The organism is Actinomyces sp. (assembly GCF_030530635.1).
In the GTDB taxonomy this organism is placed as follows: Bacteria; Actinomycetota; Actinomycetes; order Actinomycetales; family Actinomycetaceae; genus Actinomyces.
This window is the reverse complement of record NZ_JAUMUL010000035.1, coordinates 19,055-34,374: the sequence shown is the minus strand read 5'-3', so window position 1 is coordinate 34,374 and position 15,320 is coordinate 19,055. Positions and strand designations below refer to the sequence as shown.

Annotated in this window: 13 protein-coding genes; 12 read left to right on the top strand and 1 reads right to left on the bottom strand. The window is 65.6% G+C overall.

The features are described from left to right. The first annotated feature begins 423 nt into the window (after positions 1–423). The 7 genes from Q4A20_RS09195 to Q4A20_RS09165 all read left to right on the top strand — a co-directional run bounded on the left by Q4A20_RS09195 (position 424) and on the right by Q4A20_RS09165 (position 6,162). Positions 424–897 (top strand): PTS sugar transporter subunit IIA, encoded by a 474-nt coding sequence (locus Q4A20_RS09195; RefSeq protein WP_303122450.1) that lies wholly within the window; start codon positions 424–426, stop codon positions 895–897. Positions 898–947: 50 nt separating this feature from the next. Beyond that, positions 948–1,241, top strand: coding sequence for a PTS sugar transporter subunit IIB (locus Q4A20_RS09190; RefSeq protein ID WP_303122449.1), 294 nt, complete (start codon positions 948–950; stop codon positions 1,239–1,241). Between the two features lies 1 nt (position 1,242). After that, complete coding sequence (locus Q4A20_RS09185; protein ID WP_303122448.1) at positions 1,243–2,622, top strand: PTS galactitol transporter subunit IIC; 1,380 nt, start codon at positions 1,243–1,245, stop codon at positions 2,620–2,622. Positions 2,623–2,714: 92 nt separating this feature from the next. After that, on the top strand, positions 2,715–3,386 hold the full coding sequence (locus tag Q4A20_RS09180; RefSeq protein WP_303122447.1) for a class II aldolase/adducin family protein: 672 nt from the start codon (positions 2,715–2,717) through the stop codon (positions 3,384–3,386). A gap of 29 nt (positions 3,387–3,415) precedes the next feature. Continuing rightward, entirely contained in the window at positions 3,416–4,423 is a 1,008-nt protein-coding gene (locus tag Q4A20_RS09175) for a dihydroxyacetone kinase subunit DhaK (protein WP_303122446.1), read from the top strand. 7 nt (positions 4,424–4,430) lie between these two features. After that, the gene (locus Q4A20_RS09170) at positions 4,431–5,069 is read left to right on the top strand and encodes a dihydroxyacetone kinase subunit L (protein ID WP_303122445.1); all 639 of its coding nucleotides are present in this window, start codon (positions 4,431–4,433) and stop codon (positions 5,067–5,069) included. Between the two features lie 148 nt (positions 5,070–5,217). Further along, positions 5,218–6,162 (top strand): helix-turn-helix domain-containing protein, encoded by a 945-nt coding sequence (locus Q4A20_RS09165; RefSeq protein ID WP_303122444.1) that lies wholly within the window; start codon positions 5,218–5,220, stop codon positions 6,160–6,162. Between the two features lie 1,345 nt (positions 6,163–7,507). Here Q4A20_RS09165 and Q4A20_RS09160 read toward each other — a convergent pair. After that, positions 7,508–8,464, bottom strand: coding sequence for a sugar-binding transcriptional regulator (locus Q4A20_RS09160; protein ID WP_303122443.1), 957 nt, complete (start codon positions 8,462–8,464; stop codon positions 7,508–7,510). 243 nt (positions 8,465–8,707) lie between these two features. On the opposite strand from Q4A20_RS09160, the gene Q4A20_RS09155 reads away from it, so the two are divergent. From Q4A20_RS09155 to yicI, 5 genes are all read left to right on the top strand, one after another. Next, positions 8,708–9,760 (top strand): LacI family DNA-binding transcriptional regulator, encoded by a 1,053-nt coding sequence (locus Q4A20_RS09155; RefSeq protein WP_303122442.1) that lies wholly within the window; start codon positions 8,708–8,710, stop codon positions 9,758–9,760. A gap of 108 nt (positions 9,761–9,868) precedes the next feature. Continuing rightward, complete coding sequence (locus tag Q4A20_RS09150; protein WP_303122441.1) at positions 9,869–11,179, top strand: ABC transporter substrate-binding protein; 1,311 nt, start codon at positions 9,869–9,871, stop codon at positions 11,177–11,179. Positions 11,180–11,181: 2 nt separating this feature from the next. Beyond that, on the top strand, positions 11,182–12,114 hold the full coding sequence (locus tag Q4A20_RS09145) for a carbohydrate ABC transporter permease (RefSeq protein WP_303122440.1): 933 nt from the start codon (positions 11,182–11,184) through the stop codon (positions 12,112–12,114). Between the two features lies 1 nt (position 12,115). After that, the gene (locus Q4A20_RS09140) at positions 12,116–12,970 is read left to right on the top strand and encodes a carbohydrate ABC transporter permease (protein WP_303122439.1); all 855 of its coding nucleotides are present in this window, start codon (positions 12,116–12,118) and stop codon (positions 12,968–12,970) included. 31 nt (positions 12,971–13,001) lie between these two features. Next, positions 13,002–15,320, top strand: coding sequence for an alpha-xylosidase (gene yicI, locus Q4A20_RS09135; protein ID WP_303122438.1), 2,319 nt, complete (start codon positions 13,002–13,004; stop codon positions 15,318–15,320).

The window sequence follows — 15,320 nt, the reverse complement described above, 5'->3', positions numbered from 1 at the left end:
GACCTCGGCACGTAACTTCTACCGATCTCGGCACGTCATCGCATGCCCCACCCAAACGCTTACGCCCCCGGCATTCCAGGAGCCCACACCAATCACCGCCTGTGGTCCCACCACACCCGCAAACACGAAGAGCCGGTGATCAACCTCGCCGCTGCGGCTGCCCGGGCTGAGAGTCGGCGAAGACGATCGGAGGCCTGGTGAACATATGTACATATACGACCAAGGTATTGGAGGGTGTGGCTGCGACATTATCCTGATGATTAGCGATATATGTCGACCTAAGGCAGCGGGCGTTGTGACGGCGTATTGAACATATGTTCACCAAGGGTGTGTTCCCCGTTCAGTCTCACGGCTAGTTTCCGTTGCTGTCCGGAGGCATCCGGACTCCGGTACTCGACGATGAGACTCAAGGAGATGGCGGCGATGCAGTTAGAACTGTTCAAGCATGACCTGATCCGCCTCAACTGGGAGGTGGATGACCGGCAGGAGTTCTTTGAACGGATCGCGGCGGAGCTCCTGTGGGCGGGCTACATCAGGGAGTCCTTCTGTGAGGCGCTGGTGGAGCGCGAGCGCAAGTATCCGACCGCGCTTCCGATCTCACCGGAGGCGGTCGCCATCCCGCACTCGGACGTAGAACACATCATCAAACCCTTCATCGCCCCGGTGCGGCTGACAACGCCGATCGCCTGGCGGGAGATGGGCAATGACGACGTTGTCCACCCGGTCCGCTTCGTCTTCGTACTCGGCTTCACCCAGGAGGACCGGCATGTAGAGGTGCTGCAGATTCTGCTGCAGGCCTTCCAAGATCCGTGCTTCATGGAGCGGCTGGGCCGGGCGCAGACCCCGGACGAGTACTACCGGGTCCTGTCCGCAATGGACGGCCTTCGGGACGCGTGATCCGGACGCACCCGAATCCCACACCCACGCAATCACAAGGAGAACCCATCATGACTGCGAAAGTGATCGTCGCCTGTGGCAGCGGCGTAGCCACCTCCCAGACCGTGGCCAGCAAGGTGAGCCGGCTGCTTAAGGAGGTGAGGGTCGACGCCGACGTCCAGGCCGTCGACCTGAAGTCCGTCGACCGCCACCTGACCGACGCCGCCGCCTACATCACCATTGTGCGGGAGAACAAGCCCCGCTCCGTCCCGGTGATCAACGGGATCGCCTTCCTGACCGGCATGGGCCAGGACCAGGAGTTGGCCAAGCTGATCGAGGCCGTCAAGGCGTCCGGGGGAGCATGACATGCAACTCCTCCAGAACTCGGTCAATTTCCTGCTCTCGCTCGGGGCCGCCATCTTCGTCCCCATAATCATCATCATCGCCGGGCTGATCGTCCGCATGAAGGTCAAGGATGCGCTCTCTGCCGGCATCACCCTGGGCGTGGCCTTCTCCGGCATGACCATGCTCATCAATTACATGACCGAGGCGATCACCCCGGCCGCCCAGGCCATGTCGGACACGATCGGCGTGGACCTGCCCATCACCGACGGCGGCTGGACCACGATGTCCACCATCTCATGGTCATGGCCCTACGCCTTCCTCATGTTCCCGCTGGTGATCGGTATCAACGTGTTGCTGATCCTGTTCAAACAGACGGAGACCTTCAATGCGGACCTGTGGAACGTATGGGGGAAGATCTTCACCGCCGTCGCCGTCTACTACATCACCGGGATGGTCTGGTTGGCCTTCGTCATCGCGGCCATTCAGGTGGTCTTTGAACTGAAGACGGCCGACTTCCACCAACACCGGGTGGAGACGATGTCCGGTATTCCAGGCGTTACGATCACCCACCGCATGGTGTTCCTGGCCGCCCCCATGTACCCGATCGACTGGCTGCTGCGCAAAATCCCCGGCCTGAACCGTTCCTTCAATGCCGCCGACCTGCGCGACAAGCTCGGCATCTTCGCCGAGAACCACGTCCTGGGCTTCATCCTCGGGGTGCTGTTCGGCATCCTGGCCCGTTTCGACGTGGCCGCCATCCTGACACTGGGCATTCAGGCGGCGACGGCGCTGACCCTGTTCCCGGTCATCTCCAAGTACTTCATGCAGGCACTCGAACCCATCTCGAATGCAATATCCGAGTACATGCGCAAGCGCTTCAACGACCGGCAACTGTTCGTCGGGCTCGACTGGCCCTTCCTCGGTGGGGCCAACGAGATCTGGATCGCCGTCATTTGGACGATTCCGGTGACCCTGGCCTACGCCTTCTTCCTGCCCGGCAACGACATCCTGCCCTTTGCCGGCATCGTCAACATCTGCATCGCGGTGGCCGCCTACTTCGCCAGCCAGGGGAACATCATCCGCATGATAATCCAGTGCACCATCTTCGCACCCGTGTTCCTGTGGGTGGGCACCGCCTTCGCGCCGTTCATGACGGACCTGGCCAATTCCACCAGGGCCGTGGAGCTGTCCGCGGGGCAGTTGATCTCCAACTCCTCCATCGATGCCCCCATATTCACCTATGCGTTGTCGCACCTTATGCAACTGCTCGACGGGAACTTCATTCCGCTGCTCATCTTCGTGATCTGGCTGGTCTGCTTCGTTCTGTACTCGCGCAGCCTCATCGCCGAGCGCGACCGGGCCCGCGCGGCCGCAGCACCCTCCGCCGGGGCTCCCGCCTGAGGGCAATGGCGGTGACGGCGGTGGAACCGCCGCCGCCGTCACCGTCCGACAACATCCGAGAACCGACCGCGACCAGAAAGTAGAAGACATCCATGCTTGAAACCCTGAAGAAAGAACTGTGCGAGATCGCCAAACGGGCTCAACATGACGGCCTGTGCAAGCACAAGTCCGGCAACTTCTCCATCCGTGACCACGAAACCGGCCTTCTAGTCGCCTCACCCACCAGCCTGGACCGCGATCTGATGACCCCGCGCGACGTCGTCGTCATGGATCTGGACGCCCGTGTCCTCGAGAATGAATCCGGCTTGCGGCCCACCTCCGAGGTGCTTATGCACCTGGAGATCTACAAGGAGCGTCCCGAGGCGGTCGCCGTCGTGCACACGCACTCGGCCTACGCCACCTCCTTCGCGCTGCTGAACCGGCCTATCCCCGCCATCGTCTACGAGGTGGCCAACCTGGGACTGAGTCGGGCACGCATCCCCGTGGCCCCCTACGGCCGGCCCGGAACCCCGGAACTGGCGGCCGCGGTGCGCCAAGCGGTGCGTGAGGCGGACTGCGTTCTCCTGGAGAAGCACGGCGCCGTCGCCGTGGACTCCCGCAACCTCTACGAGGCCTACCTCAAGGCGGCCTACATCGAGGAACTCGCCGAGCTATACCACCACGCGCTTACGGCCAACGGCGGCGTCGAGCCCGAACCCTTCACCGCCGAAGAACTCCAGAAATGGACCTACCCGGCCGAAATCACCTTCCCCAACCAACAGTGAACCGCCGAACGGAACCCTGGGAGAGAACCATGAAGAAGATACTCAATAGCGCGGACTCTTTTGTCCGCGACACCATGGAGGGCATTCAGGCCGCCTACGGCGACCGTGTGGGTCTACTCGACGGCGACCCTCGCGTACTGGTCTCGCGGTACCCCGCGCCGGAGGGCAAGGTCGGCGTCGTTACCGCCGGGGGTAGTGGGCACCTGCCTCTGTTCCTCGGCTACGTCGGGCAGGGCATGCTCGACGGGTGTGCGGTCGGTGAGGTCTTCGCCTCGCCGGCCGCCGAGAAGATGGCCGATATGATCCGTGCCTGTGACCGGGGCGCCGGAGTCCTGTGCCTGTACGGCAACTACAACGGCGATGTATTCAATTTCCGCATGGCCTGCGAGGACGTCGAATTCGATGACATCGAAACAAGGCAGCTGCTCGGTCGCGACGACGTCGCCAGCTCACCCAAGGAGCGTGCGGACAAGCGCCGGGGCGTGGCCGGATTGATCTACGCCTTCAAGATCGCCGGGGCGGCGGCCGAGCGGATGATGACACTTGACGAGGTCACCGGTGTTACGGCACGGGCCCTGGACAACATCCGCTCCATGGGGGTGGCGCTGTCACCGTGCATCGTCCCCAAGGTGGGGCAGCCGACCTTCACCATTGAGGACGGGCAGATCGAGATCGGTATGGGCATCCACGGGGAGGCAGGTATTCAGGTGCGCCCCATGATGACCGCCGACGAGATAGCGCGCCTGATCGTGGAGACAATCGCGGCGGACATGCCGCTGGCGGCCGGCGATGAGGTCTCGGTGATGATCAATGGCCTGGGTGGCACCCCACTGGAGGAGCAGCTGATCCTCTATCGCTCGGTGCACGCACTGCTGGCCGACCGCGGCGTCACGGTGTTCATGCCGCACGTGGGCGAGTTCGCCACCTCCATGGAGATGGCCGGACTGTCCGTCAGCATCTTCAAGCTCGACGACGAACTCAAGGAGCTGCTCCGCGCTCCGGCCAACACGCCCTTCTACACCAGCGCGAATAAGTGAGGGACGAATGCTGAACCGTGAAACACTGGTGGCAATCACCGGGCAGATCAGTGCTCTGATGACCGAGAACCGGGATTACCTGGTCGGCCTGGATCAGGTCAATGGCGACGGCGACCTGGGCATCTCCATGGACGACGGCTTCAAGGCTCTGGCCGAATATCTTGCCGCTCAGGAACAGGCCGATCTCGGTCAGTTGCTGCGCGGGGCCGCGAAGGCTTTCAACGGTGCGGCGCCGTCTTCGCTGGGCACCATCCTCAGTTTCGGGTTGATGGGTATGGCCCGCCCACTGCGGGGAAAGACGCAGGCCGATGTGGTCGCCGCGGCGCAGGCCCTGCGGGCCGGCGTGGAATCCATCATGCTCAAGGCTGAATCCAAGCCGGGGGAGAAGACGATCCTGGATGCGCTCGTACCCGGAGCGGAGATACTCGTCGGCGGCGCAGAGGATGTCGCTGAGGGTGAGACGCCGCTGAGTGCCTTGCTGCAGCGTGCCGCCGAGGCGGCTGCGCAGGGCTCGCAGGCGACTCGGGAAATGGAGGCCGTCCACGGTCGGGCCGCCTACTCGGCCTCCCGCAGCATTGGTGTGCTCGACGGCGGCTCCGTCGTCGGTCGTCTCATCTTCGAGGGTCTGGCCGCCTGGGCGGACTGAGGTCTCGGGCGTGTCGGTGTCATCGTGTCGGCGGCCCGCTGATCCAAACGGTCGGCGAGTCACTTCGTCGCCGGTTGGTGTCTCGGCGCCGGAGCCGGAGGAGCGGCACTTGTGCAACCGTCCTCTACGCTGAGGCACCATGCCCGTCATGCTCACAGGTCTCGTCAGCAGCGTCCTGCCGCTGAACGCCACCGCCCTCCCGCCGACACCGCGCAGCCCGTTGCTGCTGTTCGCCGTCCTCATTCAACCGGTGGCGCTGCTGGTCGCCTATCTGGCCGGTCGCTTCGCCTCCCACCTGGTACGGCGCCGAGCCCAGATCTCTACCTCCGCGGCCACCCTCACTGCCCTGATCGGCCTGTGGTCCGGCTTCGCCGGCGGCGCCTGGCTGTTCAACGAGGACTATCTGTGGGCGCCGCGGATGTTGGCCTCAGCCGTCGTGGTTGCGGTGATCGTCGTGGGACTGACCGCGCTGGTCATAACTCGTATCCAGCATGAGCCGCCGCTGGACCCGATCGCCGAGGTGGCCCGGCGGGGTGAGTCGGAACGGCTGGAGTTGAAGTCCTCCGCCCGCGTTAACATGCACACCGGCAAGCGTGACGATGCCATGGAAACGGTGGTGGCCAAGACCGTGGCCGCCTTCCTCAACTCCCGGGGAGGCACCCTGCTGCTGGGCGTCGACGACGACGGGCGCTTGATCGGCCTGGCACCGGACTATGCCACCCTGCGCCAGCCCGACGCCGACCGCTTCGAACTGTTCCTGCGCAGCCTGTGGCGAGTGCGGCTGGGTACAAACGCCGCGGCGCTGCCGCGCCTGGACTTCGCGCCGGCCGCAGACGGCTCTGGCGAGGTGTGTCGGGTGACGGTGCCGCCCTCGCCCGTGCCCGTGTACCTCAAGGGCCCGAAGGGCAATGGTGGTACCGAACTATGGGTGCGGGTCGGCAATTCCACGCAGCGGCTCGAAGTGGACGACGCCGTCTCCTACGTCGCCCGCCGCTGGCCGCACGAGGTGCGTCCGAGTCTGCGCGCCCGCGTGGGCGCCTACTTGCTCTACCACCGTAAACGCGCCGCGGTTGCGCAGGTGGAAGCGGATTAATGGGGCGGCGGCCGGTGAACGTGTGCTGGCGCCAATGGCTTGCGATGTGAGACCATTGCGGGGAGCCGAGCGGGTGGGACCGCCCGACTCCCCGGAGACATCCGGGATGTTGATCTCAGCGGCCCAGTAGGACGCTTAGCAGAGCCGCAAGGGCCCAGATCATCGGAGGAATGGTTTCGACGACAGTCCGCCAGATCTAGGCCTTTTGCTTGCCGGGGCTGCGCTGTGGAGGCCCCGCCATCATCCCACGGGCCTATGACATCCATCGCCCCGTGGCGTGACTGGTTTCGGGCTCTTCCGTTTTGGGGGTGTGGTTGGGCGTTAACAACGCTACTTAACGTTGTGCTGTATACCTGCGGGGTCTTCAGTGGACGGTTACCCGGCGCTGTTGACCCCGAAGTGGCGTAGCAGACCAGGAAGTGGCGCAGCAGGTGGACCCGCCCACTTTCAGGCGCCGGGGTTGACGGCAGCTAAGTGCAGTCAGGTCCGGCGCGGTTGAACCAACGCGATTCATCGCGTCCTTCACCTCGCAAAACGCTGGCACCACCCCCACCAGCACCAAGAGCCGGTCTGTGTGGGTTGGCGGGGGTTGCTCGAGAACGTGGGTTCGCCGCCGACGACGCGGGTTGGCCCTTGAGGACGCCGCCCGGGAAGGCGTCCTCGAAGGCCGGCCCACGTCGTGGAGGTTTAACCCGCGTCCTTGACGACCACCCGGCCAACGCCGAGAGCGCCCCTACCGGCCCGACAATGTCCCCGCCGACCCGAGAGAACGACCTTGTACGTCCGAGAGCGTCCCCGTCGGCCCGAAAACGACCTTGTATGCCCGAGAACGTCCTTGCCCGCCCGAGAACGACCTGCGCTGGTCGAACACGACCTCATGAGCCCCAAACCCTCCCGAACGTGGAGGGTTTGGGGATGAAGAGGACGTGTTGGCCGGGCCGGGGTCGTTCTCGGGTAGGCAGGGTCGTTCTCGCCGAACCTGAGACGATGGCGGGCCATCAGCTCAGGCGGTGTTGGCGTGCGTGGATGATCCGTTGGGATCGTTGGGAGTGTGCGGGCGCCGGATCGGGCTCGTAGCGGTTGACGGCACCGACCAGTGATTCCAGTACCTCCAGTGCTTCTGCTGCCGTACCCCAGGTGCCGCGGACGCCAGCGCCGCGGGCCTGCACACCAGGACCCTCGACGCAAACCCACCACAGAGGCCCGAACCACACCACCAAACACCCACACCCATACCCACCACACCCCAAAACCGCAAGCGCCGCCTTCGGGTGACGCATCTGGCAACGTCCACTGCGCGTTCAAGGTGATCACTCCGGGCCGATACATCGGGTCGCATCCCGGTTCAGAGCATGCCGAGGATTGACAGTGCGGTCTGGTAGTCGGTGGCCAGCGCGCTGAGGATGCCGCCCCGAATCGCGCCGACAATAGCCTCCACCTTGTCCTCGCCGCCGGCCGCTCCAATAACCAGCGGGATGCTCCGCAACTCGTCCAGCGGCAGTGCCAGCGTGCGTGGGGTCAGTGGCGTGGGTACAGGATTGCCCGCGGCGTCGTAATGGTGATCGAGGATGTGCCCAACTGCGCCACCCGCACGAATGGCCTCACGCACATCCGGCGTAAGATATTCGGCCAGGATGTTGCCCGCACCTTTCGCCTCCACGCCGGCTACGCCGACGAGGGCCACATCTGCCCGGGCGGCCAGTGCCAGGGTGGTGGCCACCTTCTCCTCACGCATGAGCGGCCGCAGCAGCGAGGGATTGTCGACGATGAGTGGTACCGGCATGCGGGACACCTTCGCACCCAGCTGGCTGGCGATACGGGTGCATATGGTCGGTGCATCGCGGCCCCAGGAGGGCAGGCCACCGGGTATGGAGCCGAGCAGTTGGACGATTGTGCAGTCCACCCGTGGGACCTGCGGGATGCGCTGCGCGGCGGCCTGTATGGAGCGTCCGTTGCCGACGGCGACGACCTGCCCGTTGACGACCGAGTCGATCAGTAGCTCGGCGGCGGCCTGCCCGACGGCGCCGATCACATCAGTCCCGTGGGCCTCGGCGACCCGGACCGCTTTGAGCGGTAGCCTCCCGCGCAGGCGCTTTTCCACCGACAGGATGTGTTCGAGTGGGTGGGAGATGGTGATGTGTACGATCTCCTGCTCGCGGGCGCGTCTGAGCAGGCGTGAGACGCTGGGGCGTGAGTAGCCGATCTTTTGAGCGATGTCAGCCTGGGTGAGGTGCTGCTCGTAGTACATGCGCGCCACTCGCAGCAGCAGCTCGACGTCGCCCCGTGTGCTGTCCTCGCCCACGGGGGCAATCTTAAGGGCCGCTCTCCGCGTCGTATCCGCCGGTCTCGGTATGTAGCAAGTGCCGGTTTCGGTGGTGGGGTGGCGGAGGGTGAGCCGATCGAAATTTCGATCTTCCCCCTCCTTCGTTGACCGTCGCTTTAGTGCTGCCGCACACTAATCGAAGCGCTTAGTCGAAGCGCTTCGAGCGATGGTGGCTCGACGAAGACGCGAGTATCCACAACCCGCCACAGGAGGGAGACAGCCATGGCGACTATGCAGGACGTGGCCCGGCAGGCCAATGTCGCCGTCTCAACGGTCTCCTACGCCCTATCCGGTGCTCGCCCGGTGGCGCCGGAGACGGCACGGCGTATTCGCGCCGCCATGAAGGAACTCAACTATCAGCCCAATGCCATGGCGAGAGGACTGGCCAGCCGCCGTTCTCAAACGCTGGCCATGACCTTCCCGAGTTTCGACACCGCCATGGGTGAGACCGTTTTCGAGATCGTCCGCGGCGCCCAGCGCGAGGCCGCTCGCAACGGCTACAACCTGGCGGTCTGGCCGCTGGAAGAGGCCGAGGCCGGAACCGAGCTGGTGGCCCTGGTCCGCCAGGGGAAGGCCGACGGTGTGCTGCTGGTGGAGGTGGAGATGAACGACCCACGAGTTGCGGCTCTCAAGCGTGCCCGGCTCCCGTTCGTCATGATCGGGCGTACCGCCGACCCCGAAGGCCTGGCCTACGTGGACATCGACTTCGAACGCACCGTTGACGACGCGGTGGCCGAGTTGTTCCGCCTCGGCCACCGACGCATCGCCTTCATTGGCCGTCCCGCAGCGCAGGCGCAAACCGGATACGGCCCCGCAGTCCGAGGACGGCGGGGGTATGAGCTGGCTGCTAAGGGACGCGGACTGACACCTCTCGCCTACGACTGCGATGCCAGCCCGCATGCGGGTCAGGCCATGGCCCGCACGCTGATGGGACGCGGCGAACCGCCTACGGGCGTCGTTGTTATGAACGACCTGGCCGCCCTCGGCCTGCTGGCCGGACTGCACAACATGGGACTGCGGGTGCCCCAGGACGTTTCCGTTGTTGGCGCGGTCTCCTCACCGACGCTGGGTGCCATGACGGTTCCGGCCTTGACTACCACGCACGCGCCCGGTGAGCGCATGGGCGCATTCGCCGCGCGCGCCCTACTGGCCATCCTCGACGAGAAGCTCGACCCCGCCGACTGCCATCAACTGGTCACCTGTGCGGTGGTTCAGGGCAAGAGCCTCGGCTTAGCGGCGGACCCACTCCGAATAGAGCGGCCCTCCACCGGTTAGAAGCCCCGGCTCATGCCGGCCACTGCCCCTCCTACTCCCGGCTCCAACCGGTGCCGGGCTCCACCACCACGCCCATTTTCAGACACTCAACGAAGAGGAAACCTCATTATGAAGCGCAGGACCTTCAACACTTTCCTGGCAGCCGCCGTCACCGGCCTGCTCGGCTCGACACTGTCCGCCTGCGGCTCCTCCGGGTCATCCGGAGCCGGATCGGACACCTTCACCATCTGGGACTACGAGTCCGACGACTCCGCCATGGGACAGGCCTGGGCCCGTGCGATCGAGATCTTCAAGGAGCGCCACCCCGAGGTCACCGTCAAAATCGAGGACCAGACCTTCGAGCAGCTGCAGAAGAACGCCAAGATCGTGCTGACCGGAGACGACGTCCCGGACATCATGGAGTACAACAAGGGCAACTCCACCTCCGGACAGCTCGCCTCCCAGGGACTCATCGAGCCGCTGACCGAGCAGGCGACCGAACGCGGCTGGGACACCAAGCTCGCGGCCTCATTGCAGACCACGGCCCGCTACACCGAGGACGGGCTCATGGGCGACGGCGACTGGTACGGGGTACCCAACTATGGCGAGTACGTATTCGTCTACTACAACCGGGACATGTTCGACGCCCAGGGGCTCAGTGTGCCGACCACCCTGAAGGAGTTCGAGGCCGTATGCGACGCCTTCGTCGCCGCCGGGCAGGTCCCGCTGGCCGAGGCCGGCTCGGAGTACCCCATGGGGCAGCTCTGGTACCAGCTGGTCCTGGCCCACGCCGACCGCTCCTTCGTCAACGCCTACCAGCTCTTCGAGTCCGACGTCGACTGGACCGCCGACCCGATCAAGGCCGGAACCGACAAGCTCGTGGAATGGATCAACAAGGGCTATGTGGCAGCCGACTGTGCCGGCCTGACCGCAGAGGATGCCGGCACCGCCTTCATCAACGGCAGCTATCCCATGTTCGTCTCCGGATCCTGGTGGTTCGGGCGGATCGTCGGGGACATGGCCGAGAAGAACTGGGACCAGTTCCTCTTCCCAGGCACCGACCTGTTCCCGGGCTCCTCCGGAAACCTGTGGGTGGTGCCGACCAACGCCAAGAACAAGGAACTCGCCTACGACTTCATCGACATCACCCTGTCCGACGAGGTCCAGGCGATCCTCGGTGAGAAGGGCGGACTGCCGGTGAGCGGCGACCCCTCCACCATTACGGACGACAAGACCCGCACCATGACGGAGAACTTCGCCCAGATCAACGAGCAGGACGGCCTGGCCTTCTACCCGGACTGGCCGGTGGCGGGCTTCTACGACCAGATCACCTCCGCCATGCAGTCCCTCATCAACGGTTCCAAGACCGGCGACGCCGTCCTCGCCGATCTGCGCTCCGCCTATGAGGAGGGCAAGGCCGACATGAGTATCGAGGACTGACGGTGGCGCTACGAGTGAATCGGCCAGTGCGCAGGTGGGCGCGCGGCCTGGCCTACCTGCCCTATCTGCTACCCGGGACGGTCGCATTCACCGTCATCATTCTGGTGCCGCTGGCGCTGAACCTCTGGTACTCCCTGCACCGGTGGAAGGGCGGCATGTCGCCCATGAGGTTCATCGGCCTGGACAATTACGCCGAGTTGGCACGGGACGACAAGTTCTGGGCCTCCTTCAGCAACTCGCTGTCGATGATTGTGGCCATGGTCGTCATCCCGACCCTGATCGGGCTGGTGCTGGCGGCGGTGCTGTTCGACTATGTGGGCAAGCACTTCTCCTCCCGCACCGCGGCCGCCCTGCGCGCCATGTACTACCTGCCGCAGATCCTGCCGGTCTCCGTGGCCGGCATCGTGTGGAACTGGATCCTCAACTCCCAGACGGGAGCGGTCAATACGATTCTGCGCGGCCTGGGCGTGACCGACCCGCCCAACTGGCTGGGTTCCACCTCCACGGCGCTGGGTTCGGTCATGTTCGTGCTGATCTGGATCCAGATCGGCTACCCGACCGTCATCTTCATGTCGGCCCTGCAGCGCGTGGACCCGGAACTGTACGAGGCCGCCGAGCTCGACGGCGCCGGCTGGCTGGCGCGTTTCCGCGCCATCACCGTGCCGCAGATCCGCCCGGAGACCTTCGTCATCGTGCTCACCTGCACCATCGCCGCGCTGAAGGTATTCGCGCCCATATACGTGCTCACCCGCGGCGGCCCGGAGAGCTCCACTCTGGTGCCGAGCTACTACTCGTACCTGAACTTCTTCGACAAGTCGAAGGTCGGCTACGGCGCCGCCATCTCCACCGTGCTCACACTCGTCATCATCGCCATCGCCGGCGTCATCCAGGTATTCCAGAACCGCAGTGCCCGGCGTGAGGAGGAGGGACGCTGATATGTCTGACACCGTCCTCAGGAAGGACCGCTTCCATCGGGGCGCCGGACGCTGGGTCGTGCTCGCCGTCGTCGGCCTGTTCGCGCTGGCCATGGTGGCCCCGTTCCTGCTGATGGTCATCAACGCCTTCAAGTCTCCGGCCGACTACTCCGGCGGCAGTCCGCTGTCTGTGCCCAAGCAGATCTACACCGACGGCCTGGCCTACTTCTGGCAGCGGGTCAACTTTCCCGTCAAGCTGTGGAACTCCATCTGGACCTCGGCGCTGGTGGCCGTGGCCGGCACGCTGCTTTCCCTGCTGAACGCATACGCCATCGGCGTGGGCCGGATACGGGGACGCGCCTGGATCGTGGCCGTGTTCATGATCGCCAACATGTTGCCGCAGGAGGGGCTGATCTACCCCCTGTTCACCATGGCGCAGAAGATCGGACTGACGGACAACCCGTGGTCGATCGTCATCATCTTCACCGTCATCCAGTCGGCCTTCGGCACCTACCTGCTCTCCTCCGTGCTGGGCACCTTCCCTCGGGCCCTGCTGGAGGCGGCCGAGCTCGACGGCGCCGGCCGCTGGCAGATCCTGTGGCGGGTGGTCTACCCGATCGTCCGCCCCACCATGGCGGTGCTGGCGATCTTCTTCTTCATCTGGACCTGGAACGAGTTCTTCATTCCCCTGGTGATGCTCACCAGCAATGACAACCAGACCGTGCCGATCGCCCTGTCCAGCCTGCAGGGGGACCGCATGCTCGACGTGCCCACCCTCAACGCCGGCGCGCTCGTCTCGCTTGTTCCGACCTTCCTGTTCTTCCTCTTCTTCCAGCGCACCCTGACCCGCGGCGTCACCGCCGGCGCGGTCAAGTAGCGCAAGCAGACAAACCAGCAAAGGATTCACCATGAAGTTCTCCAACGGCTACTGGCTCGACCGCCCCGGTTACACGGTGGAAAAGGCCCGCGGCCTGCTCGACCTGTCCGTGGAGGGCGGTAGCGCCGACGCCGACGGCACGGCCACCGGCACTGTTCATGCCTACGCACCCGTTCGGCCCGTTTCCACCCGCGGCGACACGCTCAACGTGGGTCTACTCTCGGCGACCTTCACCGCTGTCGCCGACGGCGTGATCAAGGTGGAGCTGGTCAATCACCGTGGCGTGCGCGACCGCGGGCCACATTTCACGGTCACCACACCGGAGGGATACCGGGGCGAGGTTGAGCAGGGGCCGGGCGCCGTCGTCCTGCGGGCCGGAGCGCTGGCCGTGACCCTGCGGGAGGGGGAGGAGTGGGCGGCGCAGTTCTCCTCGGCCGGCCGCCCGCTCACGGCGAGCCTGCCGCGCGCCGTCGCCCACGTCGTCGGCCCGGACGGGACCGCCTACATGCGCGAGCAGCTCTCCCTGCGCCCGGGGGAGCGGGTCTACGGGCTGGGGGAGCGCTTCGGCGCCTTCACCAAGAACGGCCAGAGCGTGGACATCTGGAACGAGGACGGCGGCACCGCCTCCGAGCAGGCCTACAAGAACATCCCCTTCTACCTCACCAGTGCCGGCTACGGGGTATTCGTCGCCGAGGCCGGCGGGGTGTCCTTCGAGGTCGGCAGCGAGGTCACCACCCGCGTCCAGTTCTCGGTGGAGGGTGAGCGCCTGACCTACTACGTGATCGACGGCCCCACCCCGAAGGACGTGCTGCGCCGTTACACGGCGCTGACCGGCCGCGCCCCAATGGTGCCGACCTGGTCCTTCGGGCTGTGGCTGACCACCTCCTTCACCACCGACTACGACGAGCGCACCGTCATGTCATTCATTGACGGCATGGAGCAGCGGGACCTGCCGCTGAGCGTCTTCCACTTCGACACCTTCTGGATGCGTGGCTTCCATTGGTGCGACTTCGTGTGGGACCCGGCCACCTTCCCCGACCCGGCCGGCATGCTGGAGCGCATCAAGGCCCGCGGTCTGCGCGTATGCGTGTGGATCAACCCCTATATCGCCCAGCGCTCGGCGCTGTTCGATGAGGGTGCCGCGCGCGGCTATCTGGTGCGCACCACCGCCGGCGATGTGTGGCAGACCGATCTGTGGCAGGCGGGCATGGCCCTGGTCGACTTCACCAACCCCGACGCCGTCGACTGGTACCGGGAGAAACTCCGGGTGCTGCTGGACATGGGTGTGGACTGCTTCAAGACCGACTTCGGGGAACGGATCCCGGTGACCGGCATCGCCTGGCATGACGGCTCGGACCCGGAGAAAATGCACAACTACTACACACAGCTGTACAACCGCACCGTCTTCGAGCTGCTGCGCGAGCAGCGCGGCCAGGGGGATGCGGTCCTGTTCGCCCGCTCGGCCACGGCGGGTGGACAGCAGTTCCCCGTTCACTGGGGCGGCGACAACGAGTCCACCTACGCCTCCATGGGGGAGACGCTGCGCGGCGGCTTGTCCCTGTGCGCCTCCGGTTTCGCCTACTGGAGCCACGACATCGGCGGTTTCGAGGGCACCCCGGACCCGGGCGTGTTCAAGCGCTGGCTGGCCTTCGGACTGCTGTCCTCCCATGCTCGGCTGCACGGCTCGAACTCGGTGCGCGTTCCCTGGGCCTTCGACGACGAGGCGGTGGAGGTGGCCCGCCGCTTCATCCGCCTGCGGGGCTCGCTCATGCCCTACCTGTACGGGCTGGCGGCGCAGGCGCACGCCACGGGGGTGCCGATGATGCGGCCCATGTTCCTGGAGTTCCCCGACGATCCCGGGGCCCGCGACGTCGACACCCAGTACCTGCTCGGCGAGGCCCTACTGGTGGCGCCCGTGATGGACGCCGACGGCGAGGCGGAGGTCTACCTGCCCGAAGGCACCTGGACCTCCTGGTGGGATGGGACGACGGTGGCTGGGCCGCGGTGGGTGCGCGAGCGGCACGGCCTGGACACCCTGCCGCTGTACGTGCGGCAGGGGAGCGTGCTGCCCGTGACGGCACGGGTGGAGAGGCCGGAGGAGGACTGGGCGGCGGACCTGACGTTGCGCTGCTTCGGCCTGGCGGACGGTGATGAGCGGGAGGTGGTGATTCCTGCGCATGACGGTTGCGCGGCGGTCGCCTTCCGAGTCGCCTGCCGCGGCGGCGTAATTTCGGCGCGGGCCGACGGCGCTCGCGGGTCGTGGCGGCTGGAGGCCGGCGGGACCTGCGTGCAGGCTGACGGGGATGCGGCTGTGGTGGAGTATCCGCCAGGGATCGTGGCCGCCTACTGA